This is a genomic window from Shewanella sp. 4t3-1-2LB, from assembly GCF_017368415.1.
GTDB lineage: Bacteria > Pseudomonadota > Gammaproteobacteria > Enterobacterales > Shewanellaceae > Shewanella > Shewanella fodinae.
This window is the reverse complement of sequence record NZ_JAFNJD010000052.1, coordinates 1-18,431: the sequence shown is the minus strand read 5'-3', so window position 1 is coordinate 18,431 and position 18,431 is coordinate 1. Positions and strand designations below refer to the sequence as shown.

Below are 18,431 nucleotides of genomic sequence, written 5' to 3'. Positions count from 1 at the left end.
GAAACGGTGTACCTAAAATGCAATGTGGACATCCGCTACCAGGGGCTGCCCCTCTTGGCAGACAACACAACGGCGCTCAGGTATATACATACCCGCCCCGTTCTGTGGCCTAACCGCTATCAGCAGGCGCCAGGATCTGCGGGTAACTGCGCTCGATACCGCAACTGCATACGACTGACAAACCACATCACAAAACCGCCGCCAAACAATGCCGCAGCAACATACCCTGTGGTATTGGCGGCGTAGCCATTGGCGAGCATCAGACTGCCAGCTAACGGGCCGATGGCATTGGCGCTGTTAAAGGCACATTGAAGTAAAGCACCGATAACCGCATGCCCGCCCTTCGCCACTCGCATTAGCATGGCCTGGATCACCGTGGTTAAACCAAGGCTGGCACCGAGCAGAAATACCACACCGTATAGGAACCATAAATTGCTGGCTGCTCGCACATATATCAGCGCCAGCACCAGACAATAGATCAACGCAATACCGGTGACGCGAGCAACGACTCGATCCCTCACCTGACCAAACAGCCAGTTACCCACAGTAGAACCGATACCAAAAATAATCATGGCAATGGAGATGTTAAAAGCGGGCACCTGAGTAACATCCAGCATGGTATCGGCAAGATAGGTATAGAGACAGAACACTCCACCAAATCCAATCACCGCAATACCGACGATAGGCCAGATCAACGGATTTTTCAGTACGGCTAAATCATTACGCAGCCCTTGGCTATCGGTATCGAGCGAAGGCAAAACGCGCCACAGCAACACGCAAGTTAGCAGCGCCAATAACGACACCAGCAGCAACGACCAGCGCCAACTGCAATGTTGTGCCAACAAAGTTGCCATTGGAACCCCTACAATCGTAGCGACCGTCAAGCCCGCAAATACCCGTGACATATACAAGGTGCTACGACCTTCGGGGGCCAGCTTGGCACCAAACAGTAGCGCAGTACCAAAATACGCACCGTGAGGGATCCCGCTTAAGAAGCGAAACAGCACAATTTGCTCAAATGAAGCAGCGGCCGCACTGAGGCCATTGAAGACAAAAATCATCATGGCAAACAGGATTAATGCTATGCGCCGATCCAGTTTAGGCGTCAGCATCATTAACAACGGCGCTCCTACCACTACGCCAGCGGCGTAAGCACTGATGATGTGTCCAGATTGTGCAGCGGATACCGCAAAACTATCAGCCACCAGCGGCAACATTGGCATCACCGAAAACTCTGTCAGCCCCAGAGTGAAGGTCCCCATTGCCAGCGCTAAAAGGATCAGCGCTAACTGTTTTCTGGATGCAATGTGTGTACTGCCTGAGTTCATCTAAGCTCCCATACATCGGGCCTTAAAAAGAAGTAAAACCAAAAGAGACTAAGTAGTTGTGATTTTCGCCGTTTTGCCTAGCGACAGCAGACCTGTGGCAACAAACGGCTAACAGTCATCAACGCCATCGTTATTCAGGCGCCGTATATTAGTCGACCTTAACCAAGTAATCCAGTCAACTATAAAGCCGAATACTACAATTGCCGGATAAATCTCCGCCAGTTGCGGTCGCGTTAACATAAAGACTTACCCGCAAAAAAGGTTTTGTATTACACTAGAACCGATTTGTTATCCAGATCACAGGAATAGCAGAAAACACTACATTAAGCACATCTTAATGTAGCGATAAGGATAAGTAAGTTAATAAATATAATGTATTAATTTAAAAAGGGATTTTGAGGTGTTTCACCCCGCCCTTTCATCATCCACTAATTGTGAGGCAATGTGATATGCGTAAGCGCATCATTTATAGCATTTGTGGTGTGGTGGTTGCCGGACTGGTGTTGTTCGGTATCTACGCTTGGCACCCGGAAATTGCACCTGTAACGCCACCCGCCAAGGATCAATTCCCGGCAGCAACCGTGGCTCACGGTAAAGTGCTGGCGGCGGCGGGTTATTGTAGTACCTGTCACACAGCGCCGGGAGGACAGGAATACGCCGGTAACTATCAGATGAATACCGATTTCGGTACCATCTACTCCAGCAACATTACCCCCGATCCGGAAACTGGTATTGGTAATTGGTCTGAAGCCGCCTTTATCCGTGCCATGCGCACCGGGGTTAGCCGTGATGGCCATCATCTGTTGCCCGCCTTCCCGTTTGAGCATTTCAACAAGATGACTGATGACGATATCAAGGCAATCTATGCCTATATCATGTCATCTGTTCCTGCAGTGAAGCAGCAGAAACAAGCCAACGGTATTCCATTTCCCTTGAATATTCGCTTCTTGCAAGCTGGCTGGAAAATGTTGTTCGCAGATACCTCAGCATTCGAGAAACAGTCAGACAAATCTGATGAATGGAATCGTGGCGCTTATTTGGCAGAAGGGATTGCCCACTGCGGTGCCTGCCATACTCCGCGTAATGCATTAGGTGGCGAAAAATACAGTCACATGTATGAAGGTGCCGCTATTGATGGTTGGATTGCCCCATCACTGACCGCATCGAGTAAGTCACCATTACCTTGGCGCCAGCAGGATTTTTACGAATATCTGCGTACCGGAAATTCACTCTTCCACGGCAGTGCAGCTGGGCCGATGGCACCCGTGGTACATCATGGTCTGGCGGCATTGTCAGATGACGATATCAAGGCGCTGAGTGTCTACTTTGGCGATCTGGCGGGTAACAACAATGAAGATCCTGCCACCAGTCCCAAATTACAAGCCGCAATAGCGGCCCAGCATCCAATGCCGGACGCCCGCATCAATCAAGGTGCGCGCCTGTACGCAACAGCTTGCGCATCTTGTCATTTCAGCGGCAGCAAACTGAGAAAAGGCCGGCCGTTACTGGCGTTGGGCAGTGCAACCCATCTTAACGATCCAACCAATCTGGTGAATGTGATGCTTGACGGTGTCAGAAGCGACCAAGGGATCCCCGGTGTCGTAATGCCGGCATTCCGCGATGCGCTAAGCGATGATGAAATCGCCGCTATTGCGGAATATCTGCGCCATAGTGCAGGTGAGCAACCTTGGCCGAATCTACAACAAAAAGTGGGTGAGATCCGTCATCAACCCCGGTTTGAGCATTAATTCACGGGAGAAGTGAGCAAATGGCTAAATTTATTTTAAATGGTAAGCCAGTGGTGGCTGACGTTGATGCAGATACCCCTCTGCTATGGGTTATCCGTGACGAACTGGACATGACTGGTACTAAATTCGGTTGTGGTATTGGGACTTGTGGTGCCTGTACCGTCCATGTCGGCGGCAGGGCTACCCGTTCTTGTATCACGCCGGTATCGGCGGTAGAAGGTGCCAACATCACCACCATTGAAGGTCTTTCGGCAAATGGCGACCATCCGCTGCAAAAAGCTTGGCAGAAGCATCAGGTACCCCAGTGTGGTTATTGCCAGTCAGGTCAGATCATGCAAGCTGCCGCACTACTGAAAGATATTCCAGAACCTTCAGATGCTGAAATCGATGCAGTGATGGGCGGTAATCTGTGTCGCTGTATGACCTACGTGCGTATCCGTGAAGCCATTCACGAAGCCGCAGATGCGCTGAAACAGGGGGCTAAAGATGATCAGGCTGTCTAATAAACGCGAAGCGGCAGGGATGACCCGCCGCGGCTTCCTCGTCGCCATGACCGCAGTGGGCGTCAGCTTCGGCTTTCCTCGTAGCGTGTTGGCGGCAATGGATCCAGCCACTGCCGATGGCAAGGTATTGCCAGATGAAGGTGCGTTGTACGAGCCATCACTGTGGTACTCCATCGATCAAGCCGGCAAAGTGAAAGTGAATATCATCCGTGCCGAAATGGGCCAGCATGTGGGAACCTCCATCGCCCGAATTCTGGCTGATGAACTGGAAGTCCCGTGGGAAAATGTAGAAATTGTCCACGTCGACAGCGCCAAAAAATGGGGGCTGATGGTCACCGGTGGTAGTTGGTCGGTCTCGCAGAGCTGGCCAGTATATCGTCAGGCTGGCGCCGCCGGGCGTACAGCACTGATTGAAGCCGCTGCAAAAAAATGGGGCGTGTCAGCAAACGCTTGTGAGGCGCACGCCGGTAAGGTGATCTCCGGTAATCGTGAAATCAGCTATGGCGAATTAGTCGCTATGGGGCTGACCCGCCAGTTTACTGAAGATGAACTAAAAGCACTGCCGCTGAAACCTAATGATGATCTGCAGTTGGTGGGGAAAGCGGTGACGTCGCTAGACATTGCCAACAAAACTAACGGTAAAGCCATTTTTGGTATTGATGCCAAAGTCGATGGGATGGTCTACGCCGCCCCGCTGCTGCCGCCCACCCGTTATGGCGCCAAAGTCACCCAGATGGATGACAGCGCCGCCAAAAGCGTGAAAGGTTACCAGCAAACGTTGGTGCTGGACGATCCTAGCGGTACGGTTCCTGGTTGGGTGATGGTGATTGCTGACAGCTTCACGGCAGCACAGAAAGCCGCGGCAAAAGTGAAAGTCAGTTGGCAGGCCGGTGCCGCAGCTAAGGTATCAGAAGCCGATATTATCAATCATGGCCGTGAGCTGCTAAAAGACAGCAGCAAGGGTGCCATTCTCGATACCGGTGATACCAATACCGATGCCGTGTTTGCCAAGGCCGGCGACACTATCGAACACGAATATCTGACGGCCACGGTGCTGCATGCGCAGATGGAACCGCTGAACGCACTGGTATTTCGTAATCAAGACGGCCTCTGGGAAATCCATTCCGGTTGTCAGTGGCAATCACTGACAACGCCGGTGTTGGCTAAAGCCCTTGGGGTCAGTGAAGATGAAATTACCATTCGGGCTTATCTGCTAGGTGGCGGTTTTGGCCGCCGTCTGAACGGCGATTACACAGTGCCAGCAGCGTTAGCATCCAAAGCGCTGGGCGGTAAGCCAGTCAAGATGCTGATGATGCGCCCGCAGGATCTGGCGTTTGACAGCCCACGCTCGGCCTCGGTACAGCAACTGAAAATGGCCTTTGATGAAAACAAAGGTGTAGTTGCCATGGAGCACCACGCCACTGCTGGCTGGCCAACAGAGGTGATGATCCCGGTATTTATGCCTAAAGGCATCAATGGGCAGCCGTATGACCCCTTCTCTATTGCGGGAGCCGATCACTGGTACAACGTAGGAGCCCAAAAGGTTCGTGCCGTATCTAACGACCTGGCGAATGATTCTTTCCGTCCCGGTTGGTTACGTTCCGTTAGTCCAGGCTGGACCGGTTGGGCAGTAGAAAGCTTTATGGATGAAGCGGCACACCATGCAGGCAAAGATCCGCTGGAGTTCCGTCTGCAATTGTTGACCGCAGAAGGCCGTAACGCCGGGGCAGGTCCGATTGCCGCTGGGGGCGCCAGCCGTCAGGCCGCAGTGTTGAAAAAAGCCGCCGCCATGATCGGTTGGGGCTCACCACAACCAGAAGGCACGGGGCTGGGGATTGCATCCACTTTTGGTCAGGAACGCGATATGCCGACTTGGGTCGCCGTTGCTGCACAAGTGCATGTAGATAAAGCCACCGGGCTGGTGGATGTGCAGAAGCTCTATGTCGCGGTGGATGCGGGGATTATTGTTGATCCTAATGGTGCGGAAGCTCAATGTCAGGGCGCGGCACTGTGGGGTTTGTCAATGGCGTTATATGAAGGAACCGAGTTGGTAAACGGTAAGTTCAAAGACGGCAACTTCGACACCTACACCCCGTTGCGTATTGGCCAAACACCGGAGGTTAAAATTGAGTTTATGCCCAGCAAGATGGCACCTTCTGGCTTAGGGGAACCGGCGGTAACGCCAGTTGCCCCAGCGATCGCCAATGCTATCTATAACGCGGTTGGGGTGCGACTCAGAAAAATCCCGATGACCCCGGATGATGTCAAAAACGCGCTGAAGGCATAAGTCTTAGACAGCAAAGCCCGATGCTGGTATCGGGCTTTATTTATTTCATCAATCGTTATGGTAAGCGGTTATTGTCGCTTATCCGCTGACAGGAACCGATGTATGTCGCAAACTTCCCAACCACTCGACGCTAAAGTCCTACAACAGGCCGTAGATTGGGCCAGAGATGAAGCCATCTGGTTATGCACTGTGTTGCACACTTGGGGTTCATCACCACGGTCACCCGGTTCGTTGCTGGTCTCCCGCCATGATGGTCGGCATTGTGGCTCGTTGTCTGGCGGTTGTGTTGAAGAGCATTTTCTGAAACAGATCGCCGCTGGCCGCTGGCGCGAAGCCAGTCAGGTGGTACGTTATGGTGACGGTGAACTGGCCCCGGAAGTACGGCTGCCCTGCGGAGGTATTTTGGAGGTACTGGTCGAATACTTACCTGCCGGAACCGCAACCGTCGACTATCTGCAGCAACAACTGCAAGCGGTCCAAGGCTATCAGTCCATTGCTAAAAAACTCACATTACCCCGCGCCTGTCACAGTATTGAACCGAGTAATTATGCCGGTAATACCGCTATCAGTTGCCAGTATCCAAATATTGACATTCGTATAGCGGCGGCCCCGTGTCTGCTGCTGGCAGGTTATTCACCTGTAGCTCATTACTGCGCCGAATTTGGGTATGCACTGGGTTTTGAAGTGTTATTGTGTGAGCCTCGCGCTGAACAGTTGCAAACGCTGGCAACCGAGTTGCCAAAAGGCACGCGATTAGTACCGACATTTCCGGCGAAATATCTGGAACAAAACGGCTGTCACGTTAACACCGCCATTGTGGCACTGACCCACGACCCACGCTTGGATGATCTGACCATGATGGAAGCGGTGAATACGCCAGCATTTTATATTGGTGCTATGGGCTCGGCCCGCAATTCCGGTAAACGGCGCGAGCGGCTAGTGCGCATCGGCGAACTGAGTGAAACAGAACTGGCACGCATCCATGCGCCCATTGGGCTGGCACTCGGCAGTAAAACACCCGCCGAAATTGCCCTAGCGATTATGGCCGATATTGTGCGGGTAAAAAATCTTGGTCAGCAAACATCAGCGCCCGTCGTACAAGGGACGCTGGATACACTGGAGAGTATCAGCGAAGATGCCGCTAGTTGCGCCATTTAATTTCTGCAGCGTTTAAGGATGTGGTAAATCCGCGTCCTTAATCACTCCTGCATGCCCCGGCAAGCGTTGCAACTGTTGCGGCGACAGTAATTGCCGTGCGCCCTGATCTCCATTTAGTGCCGATAATCCATCAAAATAGGCACGGCCAAACCCCACCGGATGACCGGGGATCTCCTGCCACATCAGACGCGCCTGAGCCGTGTCATCCACCAGCGCATTGGCAACGTTCAAGTAGTCAGCAGTGGTCAGCCACGCCATATCACCCGGCACAATTAGCCAACCACGCCAGTTGGCAGTGGCCCGCACGCCTGCCGCGATAGAATCACCACTACCATCACTGTCCAGCAGCGTTACGGTGGCCCCATAGGTTTGCGCAAGGTCGATAATTGCCGACTCCTGTGGCCGGGTGACCAGATGCAGCGGTAACCCAGTGGCAGTTGCTGCTGCCAGAGTCAACGCCAATAAAGGCCTGTATTGTCCATTAGCGTCGGCATAAGGTGCCAGCAATTTATTGCCTTGGCCCCCGGCCGCTTGGAATCGTTGCCCTTTACCGGCCGCTAGCAGCAAAATGCCTGCGGTGTGTCGCTTATCTGTCATCTTGATGTCTCTTGGCGAGTCGCAAATCGTTGGATAGCGCCCGGCTATTTTTCTTCTGTCTCGGGGATAATACTAACGCTAACAGCTTTAGCTTGCAGCGATGGCGTGCGCCGTTTCAGTAAACGGGACACCAGTTGCCCACAGCTTGACAGCAACACGGGGCTTGCGGGTAAGTCGTATTCTTAGGTTTGTATCTTGGGCGCTTACGCCAGATGACGGTTATCTTCCGCAGCAATGTCATACATCAACAGCCCAATAATACGGGACTAAAATATCATCTGGGTGATTTTGCCTAGCGCTAGTCTGCGTATCAACGGGGTACGCCCCAACAAATCGGTCAATAATTATGCGATACCAGCACTTTAGAGCACTCAAAAGCACTCTATAGCACTTTGAATAGCGATTATTGTAGTGCACATCCAAAGCGTAACTCGCCGCTAACCGCTGCTGTAACAGGGTTTCAGCGTTATTGAAGCAACGAGTGCAGCCGTTTACCGTATCCATAGTGGCGGCTGCACATCAAGCAACTGATTGCAGTGCGTTCGCCCAGTCACCGCACTGGTGCCATCTCGAAGAAAATGTTTCGCATCACAAAACCAAAGAAATTGGCAGCGCAAAAAGTCAAAAGTTATTGCATAATTGATAATAGTTATCATTTGCATAATAAGGAAGCCAACATGTCTAGAACCATCAACGTTGCCATCAGTGAGGCCAAGTTGGCAGAACTGATGTTAGCCGGGCATCTGTGTGCGGCTGAATTACAGTGTCTGGATCGGCAATCCAAACAGGCGTTGTGGCAGTTATGTTTGTGGAGTTGTGGCAAGCGTAGTCAGTGCGCGCAATGCCATAAAATTTGCGGGATGGCGGCAAAACTGCCGGATTTTGCCAATGAACTGGCAACGGCCATCGTCGCGCCAATAGCTAACAAAGGAAAATAACAGGCCAGCGTCCAGCCAGCCTGTCATGCGTTGACTTAACGGATACCGAACGGATCGTCGATGCTAGTACTCGGCTGCGTAAACCACTCGGGGCCTTGCTCGCTCATATAAAAGTGATCTTCCAGCCGCACACCAAATTCCCCAGGCACCACTATCATAGGTTCGTTAGAAAACACCATACCAGGTTCCAGTGGGATTGGATTGCCGCGCACCAGATAAGGTTGTTCATGAATATCCAGCCCCAGTCCGTGACCAGTACGATGGGGCAGCCCTGGCAGACAATAATCTGGCCCTAAACCATCCTGTTGCAGCGACGCCCGTGCCGCGTCATCGACGGCACCACATGGCAATCCCAGCTTGGCGGCAGCAAATGCGGCCAATTGTGCATTCTGTTCTGCCTGCCAAATCTGCCGTTGCCGCGCAGTTGCTTCGCCAAACACATAACTGCGGGTAATATCGGAATGGTAACCCTGTAACCGACAGCCGGTATCGATCAATACCATATCGCCAGTTTTGAGGATCTGCGGGTCTTTGACGCCATGGGGGAATGACGTCGCTTTGCCAAACAGCACAATGCAAAAATAGGAACCGGAAGCGCCTACTTTGCGATGTGCGGCCTCAATAAACTGCTCCACCTCAGTGGTGCTAATGCCTTCATGCAAAATACTGGCGGCGGCTTTGTGTACTTCTAGCGTCATTGCCATTGCCTGTTTGATCAAGGCGATCTCTGCCACAGATTTGTGCATACGGCAGTGCGCAGTCACCACGCCACCGTTGACCAAACTCAGACCACCGGCAACTTTAGCAATGCCATCTGCCATAAAAAATGCGGTGGACTCATCCAAGGCCAGCTTACCAGAAACAATCCCCTGTTTTGCCAACACTCGCACCAGCAATTCATAAGGACTTTCATGCTCTTCCCAGCCATAAATGTCCCCCGCAAAAACCTGACGCTCACGGATGGTATCGATTTCAAAGGCGGGTGCCAGATAAATTAAGTCACCATTGGCGGGCAAAATTGCCCCCATCAGCCGTTCACTGGTGCCCCACTCCAGCGCAGTAAAATAGCGCAGGTTAGTACCAGCATTAAGATATAAGGCTTCAATCCCATGCTGCTGCATATATAGCTGCGCTTTATGCATCCGCGTTTGATACTCATCACGGCTGATCGCCACTGCCTCAGTGGTCATATTGTTGAGCGCTGCCAATGCCTGTTCGCGGGTCTTGCCGCCAATGCCATTGTCTGACATGAATTCTCCTTGCCTGAACACAGGCCTTAATAGCAAAGGCGGTCGCCGGAATTGCCGGGCAACCGCCAACTTATATTTCACTGGATTTAGGTTTCAACAACAGTACACCAAATACTGGACCAGCGGTATTCCCCGGCGCGGGTTCGAAACGTACGGTGATCTGCGATTTTCCCTGCGTTAGTCTTTGCGGAATAGCGTATTCCACCTCAAAAAACTCACCGGGTTTATCAAAGTTCAACTGCTGGTTGGCAATGCGTTCGCCGTCCACCAAGATGTAGAACAAGCGTTTACGCTCTTCGCCCCAATAACGGGCCTGCAGTTTCAATGGGCCTTTGGCGGTTTTCATGTGAAATGAGAAAAAACCGCCAGTGCGGGCATCACGGCCATTGCGACCGCGATAGACCACTGGATAGCTGATCTCTGCGTCCAACTGATGATCACGTTCTGCCTGCATTTCGCCAAGGTGCATAACATCCACGGAACGCTCAGCCAAGTCTTTGAGACGCGTCTGTTCAGCCGCATACGCCACTTCTTCCGCCGTCCACTGTGCATCGGTAAAACGCTTGAAGTACACGGCGCTGCGACGATGATGATTGGCGTAAAAAGCAGAAAAGCTCATATCAGTTGGTTTGCCAATACCTTGGGTCTTATAGGTTGCCGGAGCACCGGGCAGCGGCACAAATCCCGCCAACAGATCATTGCCTGCTAATGCCGGAGCGCTGCCGTCAAATGGCACCTCACTGGCGCCCATGTCCGCCGCTAGCACCATCGGGCCACGCAATACTGCCACCACTTGTTCATTACCCGGCGTAGCTTCCAGTCGCAACGTCATTGGCAGCAGCAGTTGTAATTTATCGCCCGCTTGCCAACGGCGTGATAGGTAGGCATAGCCCTTGTCTTGCTCGGCGCTAACCGATTTACCATTGAGCAGGAGTTGCCAATCATCACCGGCCCAACCAGGAATACGCAGTGCCAGGGTAAACGCACTTTCGGCCCGGTCGATGTTGATGCTAATGGCGCCGTCATAGGGATACTGAGTATCCAACGTCAAAGCCGCTTGCTGTTGCTGCCAGTTGGCCGTTGAGGGAATATAAAGGTTAACAAACAAGGTGTCTTCGCTGTGCCACCAGATAGAATCGCCGTGTTTGGCATGACTTTCCATGCCGGAACCGTTACAACACCAGAAACTGTCAAACGGAGTCGAATACTCACGGGCGGCACCCGACATCAAGGGTGTCATATAAGTGACCATGCCAGATTCGGGGTCAAGCTGCGCCAGAATATGATTCAAATGCGCCCGCTCATAATAGTCAAAATAGGCCGCATTGACGCCCCAACTGTATAAATGACGGGTCAATTTCAGCATATTGTAGGTATTACAGGCTTCGCAGGTTTGTTCGGTAATATGGTTGGCGATGGCATCGGCGTCGAAGAAATATTCACGGTCGGCATTGCCCCCAATCACATAAGAATGGTGTTGAGTTACCGTTTCCCAGAAAAAACTTGCAGCGGTCTGGTCGCTAGCATTCCCCGTCAGTTCGTGCAGTCGTGCTAGGCCAATCAGTTTGGGGATCTGGGTATTGGCGTGGATATTCGGTAAATCGTCCTGGCGCTGGCTCAGCGGTGTCAGCACTTTTTTGTGGTACAGACGCTGAGCCAGTTTCAGCCAGCGCGGATCCTGAGTACGCGCATATAGCTCGGCAAAACTCTCGTTAATGCCCCCATGTTCGCAATCCAATACCCGCTGCACTTGCTGCTCATCTAGGGCCGCAAATACGTCCTCAATATAACCGCCCAGCTTCACGGCTATGGTCAATGCCTGGTCAATGCCGCAATATTGCTGCGCATCAAACAAACCGGCATACAGCTTGTGCCAGTTGTAAAAAGGTACCCAGCAACCGTTTAAATCGAATCCCGCTGACCGGATATCACCCGCTTTGATTTCGGCAAAAATCTCTTTACCATCAACGATGGTTTTGTCTTTACGTTTACGGGAAAAACCTGCAACGTAGCCATCACCTTCGGCGTTCTGCACTTCAGTCAACTCAGCCACAATATATTGCAGTCGCTGCTTAGCTTCAGGATTGCCAGTCTGCGCGTGCAATAATGCCAGTGCTGACATGTAGTGCCCTAATGTATGACCGGCTATGGTGTCACTTTCCCAGCCGCCGTATATTTCACCTTTGGGTTTAAGACCAGCAAATAAACGGAAGTTATGTAGCAGACGATCAGGCTCCAATAACATGAGGTAGCGGGTATTGGCCTCTAGCGCACGGTTGAAATCAGAAGGCAGCAACCGCACTGCCTGTAAAGGCAACGGCTGTGCAGTAAGGGGCAGTGGGCGCTCAGGCAATGTCGTTTTTTGCGAGCTGGCACAACCAGTTAGTGGAATGGCAGATAGCGCAGCCAACGCTGACATACCTTGTAAAACCCGGCGTCTACTGGCTGATAAACACAGGTGGCACATATTGTTCTCCTGGATAGCAAATTCGCCCACAATGAACAAAGGCTTTTAATTTTCTTTTTTATAATGTATACGATATATGTATTTTTTAATCAACCCAAGGAGAAGGAACGTGGCAAAATTTGCAGTGGGCTCCCGTGCAGTGCTGCTGGCAGCCTGTGCATTGTTGCAGCCGGCATACAGCGCCGTGGCCGCCGATAGCAATCAACAATTTGAAAAAATCTATTCCAGCGAATGGCAATGGCGGCAAAGCCAAAACAGTGTTGATGAAGACAGCGATCTGGATGCCGTACCTTCTTCTTTGCCAGATGTCAGCCTTAAAACACAACAAGCACAACTCAAATACTGGCAAAATGTTGAGCAACAGCTTGATAAACTGGATAGCAAGCAGTTATCTGCTGCCAACAAAATCAATCTGGCAGTGTATAAGGAACAGATTGGCTCCTTGATGTCTGACATCATTAATAAAGTGTATGAACGGCCGCTATCTGGTGACACCTCGTTCTGGGGCGATCTCACCTATATGCCAGATCAGACCTTTCACACCGAGCAGGACTATCGTCACTATTTGCAGTGGCTGGCAGAGATGCCGCGCTACTTTCAGCAAAATATCGACAACATGCGTGCCGGCTTAAAACGTGGTTTTACCCTGCCGCAGATCACCCTGCAAGGGCGTGATGCTACGGCGGCGTCCGTGGCCAATGCCGCCCCTGCTGACAATGTGTTCTTCAAACCCTTTACGAAAATGCCGGACACCATTCCAGCATCCGTCCAGGCTGAACTAAAGGCCGCTGGCCTCAAGGCCATGAGTGACTATGTGATCCCGGCGCATCAGCAGGTGCTGACCTTTCTGCGGCAAGAATATATTCCCGGTGCCGTCAAATCGCTTGCCGCCTATGACTTACCTAACGGCAAAGCTTTTTATAAGTCACAGATTGAGAAGTACACCACGCTGGATCTGAGCGCCGAGCAAATCCACCAAATTGGACTCGATGAAGTTGCTAAAATTCGTGAGCGGATGCATCAGATCATGCAGCAAGTGGGCTTTAAAGGTGACTTAAAAGCTTTTCTGGATTTCCTGCGCACCGATCCGCAGTTCTACGTGAAAACCCCACAGGCACTGCTGGACCGCGCCGCCTGGATAGCCAAAGAGTTTGATGCGGTGGCTGGTGACTGGTTTGGCCGCCTGCCGCGTCGCCGCTTTGCCATTGTGCCAGTGCCTGATGACCTAGCCCCCTTCTATACCGGTGGACGCGGTGGTCCAGGCATCTATCTGGTCAACACCTACAATCTGCCATCGCGGCCATTGTACTCACTGCCAGCGCTGACACTGCACGAATCGGCACCTGGGCACGCCTTCCAGATGCCATTGGCCGCCGAGAACAAAGAACTGCCAGAATTTCGCCGTAACTATTACATCTCCGCCTACGGCGAAGGCTGGGCGCTTTACTGTGAAAAACTTGGCGAAGAGATGGGCATCTACCACACCCCTTACGAAATCTTCGGCATGTTGAGCTACCAGATGTGGCGCGCGGCAAGGTTAGTAGTAGACACCGGCATCCACGCCAAAGGCTGGAGCCGCAAACAAGCGCAGGACTTTATGCTGGATAACACCGCGCTGTCGGTGCATGAAGTGACCACAGAAGTAGACCGCTATATCGCTTGGCCGGGTCAGGCACTGTCCTACTATCTGGGTGAAATGGATATTGAGAAAAATCGCGCCAAAGCCGAAAAAGCCCTCGGTAGCAAGTTTGATATCCGCAATTTCCACGACACGGTACTGCAACTTGGTTCTGTGCCAATAAAAGTGCTAGATGCGCGTATCGATCAATTCATCAAAGATGGTGGCCCGTCACCTTATCAGGACTAGCTAGCCAACTGCTGACGGGTAACTCAATGCGGTAGGACATGGATGTCTCACCCTAGTCTTCCACGATTTACATTGCTTAATGCATAGTGTTAACGGTCCTCACAAATAATGTTCACTCAGCGGTGCAGCTCGTGCGCTATCTCGCTGTTGTGAGCAGTCATTCCCATATCACCTATAGCCGTGACTGAGTGTACTCAAGTGGGCAAAGGAGGTGTTCGCCCGTGGAGCCAGAATGCCTCACCGCGCTATAAAATGTCGCAACCGGAAGCTGCACATTTGGCTAGACGCACCAACAAACCTTTTATAAAACAGATCGCTTGAACGCAACAATTGACCCGATTTGGCTCATTGGTGGTGGCGCTTCCTGCAGGTCAGTGCCCGCGCATTTATCCCTGTTATACCGATGATGTTCGCACAAACCATTTATCAGAACTGCCAGCGTTTTTACCGTCCGCCATCGTCATTTATGCCTAAAATTACTGGTTAAATTTGCAGTATCTACCGGATGTCGTTTTTTGCTCATAAGCCGTATAAATCTGTCGTTTTTCACGCAATAATTCCTCCGAGGAAACTGCAGTATTATTGATTGCTTTCATACAGATAAGCGCATAAAGTGAGCAGTAACTGATCATGAAAAACGACAAAATGTCGTGATATATTCCGACATTTTGTCGTCTAATACACTGTTATGTTTTTGGCTAGCCAATGATTGGATTATTCATTTTCTGCGTTTTTATTTATGTGATTTTTGCATTGCTGGCTTGGTACAAAGCCAGACGCAGAAATGCTCTTTATTGGAGTGATCTTTGCGCTCCTATTGCTATACCAATACTTTGGATTTGCATTGTCTCTTTTGGATATGGCCATCAAAGTCTATCCCACATTATCGAAGTGCCAATAGCCTTGTTGATTAGTCTATTGCTTTTATATATGCGTGTTTTTATTCTAGATAAATGCAATGAGAACAATAAGATGAACTCTTTATTAATTTTCGGTCTGGGGTTGGTAGTTGTGCTACTGCTACGTACATTTATGCCATATTTACCAGAGTAAAAAACATAACAAACCAAGGCAGCGGGACACTAACACGTAGGCTCCCGTCACTTCGTTCCGTATTTTAGCCTACGTGTTATTGCCCCTGCTTGGGGCGTTAGATGATTAAAGGAACTATCGAGAATCATGGCGATTAAAATATTTGTAAGTCATGCTGCGGCAGACGAGAAGTTAGCTTCTGCGTTAGTTGACTGTATTTTTTCATGTATGGTTCTGGAAGATGAGGAAGTTCGGTGCACCTCTGTCCCAGGTCACAAACTCCCCATAGGAGGTGATTCATCTACCATTCTGCGAGACGAGCTGAGCGAAACTGGTGTTGTAATCGGTCTTCTTACCCAGAATTCTATCGTATCAAGTTGGGTTCTTTTTGAGCTTGGTGCCACATGGGGCGCTCGTAAAAACTTACAACCATTACTCGCTGATGATGTTGATTATAGCGATATACCAGGCCCTCTATCAGGTTGTCATGCAGGAAAATTAGCAGAGAAAAATGATCTTGTTCAGTTCTTTGAAGAACTTAGAACGGTAATTGGTGCAAAAGCAAGATCATCAGCAAAAGTTGATTCAGCAATAAATCACCTAGTTAAGGCAAACTCAGAATATTCAAAAATATCATTAACACCTAAACCTCCTAAAAAGGTTAATGCAAAATCAGACATACCCGACCCAACGATTTCTGGAATGAAGTTTTCCGAGCTGAAAAAGGTCCTTGAGAAAGAAAAAATAGTTATACCTCCTCCACATAGTGGCTCAGAGGAAGAGGTAGAATCTGATCTTTTAACTCTCTTTCTTGGTAACCACACAACATTGTGCGACGGCCTTCAGAGCAACTGGGATTCAAAATCGGCCGGTGGATTCTTGTATAGAGAAGTTGGGCTGAAATTAATTCCTTATGAGTTAGTAAAATTCGACAAGCTCCCTGCAGCACAAGCAAAGTTCTTCAAGAGATTAATAATGTCTCCTAATGGTCAGAAATTTGTAGCCCACTTTAATAGGCTGAGAGCAAGTGAGTAACTATCATCTAACAAATCAAAGCACACGGACGCAGCACAGCTGCGCCGGTGTTTGAGGCGTTATATTCTTGTATGGGAGTAAATATTGAGCTCAATTTTTAACTACCGAATTGATGCTCCATTTAGCGAAAAGAAACATTTTCTTAGGGTATGCGTTTATCTTGTCTTATTGTCATTGTTTACCGGATTAGGCACAGGAATGATCTATGTATTAGGTGACTTAATGAATTTTGATATTAATGAACCTATTCGCAGCAGTGAGTTATCAAGTATAGAAATAACACTTTTTTTTGGTACTTTGGGCCTTGTCATGTTAGCGCTTTTTGGTTTGATGCTATTCATCTCCAAAAAAACGTTTCAAAGGTTCAAAATTTAATGCAATCGCATATAACAAGCAAAGGCAAAGCGATGCGTACCGCGCGTTTGCTTTGAGCGTTAAGTGCTATGAGCAAGAATACACATCAAGTAGAAACGCCACATGGTTTCTTGAAGCATTCACAAGAGTTCCTTGAGGCGGCAGATTTAGTTTTGAGGGACAAAACCGAGGTTTCATTTCCTGGGTATTTTTTACTTGGCCGTTCACTTGAGTTGGCGTTTAAGGCGTTCTTGCTAAAAAAGGGGCTTAGCATCAAGAAGCTCCGCTCTAAAGAGTACGGCCATAATCTTGGCGCACTGTTGAAAGCGTCTATGGAAAATGGGTTGGCTCAAATAGTGCTTTTCGAGCCAATTGAGGTGGGGACAATCCAGTTGCTATCCCATGACTATATGCAAAAGAGACTGGAGTATCGTGAAACTGGGCAGACTTATTATCTACCATTTATTGATGTTACACACAGGGTAGCGCATCGCTTGGCTCATGGGCTTTCTGAATTTTGTGCAGAGTAGCGGGTTCGCACTTAACAAGCGCATGTTGTTCTCCCCTGCGGGGCTGGGACCTCCGTTCCGCTGCGCTTCACTACGGCCCCAAATGCGGGCGTTAGCCCAAAAAGTAGAATCAGAGATATGGCAGGAATTTTTAGTTTTAAATGCTCTTGTTGTGGAAAGCAACACGAAGGTTCACCTAGCTTTGGGTTTAAAGCACCTGATCCTTGGTTAGGGCAACCAGAGGAAGTAAAGCAGGAAGGAAAAATCGGCGACGATCTTTGCTATTACACTGATGAAGACGGTACGCATTATTTTGCACGAGTGATAATTGAAATACCCATTCACGGGGTAACAGAGCCTTTCATGTGGGGCGTGTGGGTTTCGCTTAGCAAAGAAAGTTACGAGCACTACTTAGAAACATGGGACGAGCCAGACACTGAAAGGGCTTACTTTGGTTGGTTTTGCAGCAAATTACCTTACTACGAAAGCACACATTCGTTGGCTACCGACGTTCACCCGCAGGCTGATGGTGCTCGACCTTACCTTTGTTTGCACGAGGTAGATCATGAGTTTTACCACGATTTCGTAAACGGTATTAGTATTGAGAAAGCGCAAAAAATCGCTGAGGTTGCAATGCATGGCTAACAAGCGGCTGCACCAGACAAATTTTACTGTCACCTTTTTTGTTCCAAAAAAGTCGCCATCAAAATTTGCTCGGTGAGCCGGGCGTTAGGCTACAAGGATAGCGCATGAGCAAATATGAAATTTTAAGTATCGTACTTGGCTGTGTGGCAGTTTTTGTCAGCCTTACGGTCTGGTTTGGCCAAAGAAAAATACAAAAAGAATCAAACGACCTTCAGCGTGCTACATCCGATCTAGCCAAAAAACAACTTGAAATATTGCTCCGCGAAGAAAAAGGGAAAAACTCAGCAAGACTTGCGTTTGACATTTTCAAGGACGGTAAGACATATCGTTTCCGAATTACAAATATCAGCGACGTAGCAGCTAAAGATATTAAGTTGAAACTATTGGTGAATAAGCCAGAAGATAACCCGCTAATCAAATCAGACTATGACAGTAAATTCCCTGTTCCAACATTAAGTCCTGGCGCCTCTGTTACACTCATAGCTGCAATCCATTTAGGTAGTCCTACTGCTTATAATGCAGTTCTGAGCTGGGTTAATCCTGATGGGGCACAAATAGAAGAAACAACGTATGCTGCGTTGTAAGCCTAACAAGTGACTGTGGCATTCCGTCAATACTTATTACGCCAATTGAGTTGATTTTTCGCCCCAGCGGGTTCCGTTTTTCATCATGGTATTGAGTGTGACCAAGAGCTTTCGCATGCAGGCAATTAA

Annotated in this window: 14 protein-coding genes; 10 read left to right on the top strand and 4 right to left on the bottom strand. The window is 49.8% G+C overall.

Annotated elements, in window-relative coordinates; all coding sequences use genetic code 11:
* Positions 1 to 119 precede the first annotated feature (119 nt).
* Entirely contained in the window at positions 120 to 1,328 is a 1,209-nt protein-coding gene (locus tag J3L11_RS16505; RefSeq protein ID WP_207571679.1) for an MFS transporter, read from the bottom strand.
* A 449-nt stretch (positions 1,329 to 1,777) separates the two neighbouring features.
* Between J3L11_RS16505 and J3L11_RS16500 the strand changes: the two genes are divergently transcribed.
* The 4 genes from J3L11_RS16500 (at position 1,778) to J3L11_RS16485 (ending at position 7,024) form a co-directional block, all read left to right on the top strand.
* Complete coding sequence (locus tag J3L11_RS16500; protein WP_189618592.1) at positions 1,778 to 3,076, top strand: cytochrome c; 1,299 nt, start codon at positions 1,778 to 1,780, stop codon at positions 3,074 to 3,076.
* A gap of 20 nt (positions 3,077 to 3,096) precedes the next feature.
* Positions 3,097 to 3,579 carry a (2Fe-2S)-binding protein gene (locus J3L11_RS16495; RefSeq protein WP_133037420.1) on the top strand — a complete coding sequence of 161 codons (483 nt, stop codon included), beginning with the start codon at positions 3,097 to 3,099 and terminating at the stop codon, positions 3,577 to 3,579.
* Positions 3,563 to 5,866: a molybdopterin cofactor-binding domain-containing protein gene (locus J3L11_RS16490; protein ID WP_207571678.1), complete on the top strand. Its 2,304-nt coding sequence runs from the start codon at positions 3,563 to 3,565 to the stop codon at positions 5,864 to 5,866. Before J3L11_RS16495 ends, J3L11_RS16490 begins: the two co-directional genes overlap by 17 nt.
* 102 nt (positions 5,867 to 5,968) lie before the next feature.
* Positions 5,969 to 7,024: an XdhC family protein gene (locus J3L11_RS16485; RefSeq protein WP_207571677.1), complete on the top strand. Its 1,056-nt coding sequence runs from the start codon at positions 5,969 to 5,971 to the stop codon at positions 7,022 to 7,024.
* 12 nt (positions 7,025 to 7,036) lie between these two features.
* Here the strand turns inward: J3L11_RS16485 and J3L11_RS16480 are convergent, their stop codons facing one another.
* Complete coding sequence (locus J3L11_RS16480) at positions 7,037 to 7,621, bottom strand: NTP transferase domain-containing protein (protein WP_207571676.1); 585 nt, start codon at positions 7,619 to 7,621, stop codon at positions 7,037 to 7,039.
* Positions 7,622 to 8,298: 677 nt separating this feature from the next.
* On the opposite strand from J3L11_RS16480, the gene J3L11_RS16475 reads away from it, so the two are divergent.
* Positions 8,299 to 8,559: a hypothetical protein gene (locus J3L11_RS16475; protein WP_207571691.1), complete on the top strand. Its 261-nt coding sequence runs from the start codon at positions 8,299 to 8,301 to the stop codon at positions 8,557 to 8,559.
* 35 nt (positions 8,560 to 8,594) lie between these two features.
* Here J3L11_RS16475 and J3L11_RS16470 read toward each other — a convergent pair whose 3' ends face one another.
* Both J3L11_RS16470 and J3L11_RS16465 read right to left on the bottom strand, forming a co-directional pair.
* On the bottom strand, positions 8,595 to 9,809 hold the full coding sequence (locus J3L11_RS16470; protein WP_207571675.1) for a Xaa-Pro peptidase family protein: 1,215 nt from the start codon (positions 9,807 to 9,809) through the stop codon (positions 8,595 to 8,597).
* A gap of 70 nt (positions 9,810 to 9,879) precedes the next feature.
* The gene (locus J3L11_RS16465; RefSeq protein ID WP_207571674.1) at positions 9,880 to 12,276 is read right to left on the bottom strand and encodes a glycoside hydrolase family 127 protein; all 2,397 of its coding nucleotides are present in this window, start codon (positions 12,274 to 12,276) and stop codon (positions 9,880 to 9,882) included.
* A 109-nt stretch (positions 12,277 to 12,385) separates the two neighbouring features.
* Between J3L11_RS16465 and J3L11_RS16460 the strand changes: the two genes are divergently transcribed.
* The 5 genes from J3L11_RS16460 to J3L11_RS16440 all read left to right on the top strand — a co-directional run bounded on the left by J3L11_RS16460 (position 12,386) and on the right by J3L11_RS16440 (position 18,302).
* Positions 12,386 to 14,143, top strand: a complete 1,758-nt coding sequence (locus tag J3L11_RS16460; protein ID WP_207571673.1) for a DUF885 family protein — start codon at positions 12,386 to 12,388, stop codon at positions 14,141 to 14,143.
* 1,179 nt (positions 14,144 to 15,322) lie between these two features.
* Positions 15,323 to 16,210 (top strand): toll/interleukin-1 receptor domain-containing protein, encoded by an 888-nt coding sequence (locus J3L11_RS16455; RefSeq protein ID WP_207571672.1) that lies wholly within the window; start codon positions 15,323 to 15,325, stop codon positions 16,208 to 16,210.
* Positions 16,211 to 16,653: 443 nt separating this feature from the next.
* The gene (locus J3L11_RS16450) at positions 16,654 to 17,094 is read left to right on the top strand and encodes a hypothetical protein (protein ID WP_207571671.1); all 441 of its coding nucleotides are present in this window, start codon (positions 16,654 to 16,656) and stop codon (positions 17,092 to 17,094) included.
* Between the two features lie 117 nt (positions 17,095 to 17,211).
* Positions 17,212 to 17,718 carry a DUF2199 domain-containing protein gene (locus tag J3L11_RS16445; RefSeq protein WP_207571670.1) on the top strand — a complete coding sequence of 169 codons (507 nt, stop codon included), beginning with the start codon at positions 17,212 to 17,214 and terminating at the stop codon, positions 17,716 to 17,718.
* Positions 17,719 to 17,822: 104 nt separating this feature from the next.
* Positions 17,823 to 18,302, top strand: a complete 480-nt coding sequence (locus J3L11_RS16440) for a hypothetical protein (RefSeq protein WP_207571669.1) — start codon at positions 17,823 to 17,825, stop codon at positions 18,300 to 18,302.
* Positions 18,303 to 18,431: the final 129 nt, after the last annotated feature.

What these genes read in the sequence shown, in the direction of transcription:
- J3L11_RS16505 (WP_207571679.1), bottom strand. Translation starts at nt 1,328, where the DNA reads ATGAACTCAGGCAGTACACACATTGCATCCAGAAAACAGTTAGCGCTG.
- J3L11_RS16500 (WP_189618592.1), top strand. Translation starts at nt 1,778, where the DNA reads ATGCGTAAGCGCATCATTTATAGCATTTGTGGTGTGGTGGTTGCCGGA.
- J3L11_RS16495 (WP_133037420.1), top strand. Translation starts at nt 3,097, where the DNA reads ATGGCTAAATTTATTTTAAATGGTAAGCCAGTGGTGGCTGACGTTGAT.
- J3L11_RS16490 (WP_207571678.1), top strand. Translation starts at nt 3,563, where the DNA reads ATGATCAGGCTGTCTAATAAACGCGAAGCGGCAGGGATGACCCGCCGC.
- J3L11_RS16485 (WP_207571677.1), top strand. Translation starts at nt 5,969, where the DNA reads ATGTCGCAAACTTCCCAACCACTCGACGCTAAAGTCCTACAACAGGCC.
- J3L11_RS16480 (WP_207571676.1), bottom strand. Translation starts at nt 7,621, where the DNA reads ATGACAGATAAGCGACACACCGCAGGCATTTTGCTGCTAGCGGCCGGT.
- J3L11_RS16475 (WP_207571691.1), top strand. Translation starts at nt 8,299, where the DNA reads ATGTCTAGAACCATCAACGTTGCCATCAGTGAGGCCAAGTTGGCAGAA.
- J3L11_RS16470 (WP_207571675.1), bottom strand. Translation starts at nt 9,809, where the DNA reads ATGTCAGACAATGGCATTGGCGGCAAGACCCGCGAACAGGCATTGGCA.
- J3L11_RS16465 (WP_207571674.1), bottom strand. Translation starts at nt 12,276, where the DNA reads ATGTGCCACCTGTGTTTATCAGCCAGTAGACGCCGGGTTTTACAAGGT.
- J3L11_RS16455 (WP_207571672.1), top strand. Translation starts at nt 15,323, where the DNA reads ATGGCGATTAAAATATTTGTAAGTCATGCTGCGGCAGACGAGAAGTTA.
- J3L11_RS16450 (WP_207571671.1), top strand. Translation starts at nt 16,654, where the DNA reads ATGAGCAAGAATACACATCAAGTAGAAACGCCACATGGTTTCTTGAAG.
- J3L11_RS16445 (WP_207571670.1), top strand. Translation starts at nt 17,212, where the DNA reads ATGGCAGGAATTTTTAGTTTTAAATGCTCTTGTTGTGGAAAGCAACAC.
- J3L11_RS16440 (WP_207571669.1), top strand. Translation starts at nt 17,823, where the DNA reads ATGAGCAAATATGAAATTTTAAGTATCGTACTTGGCTGTGTGGCAGTT.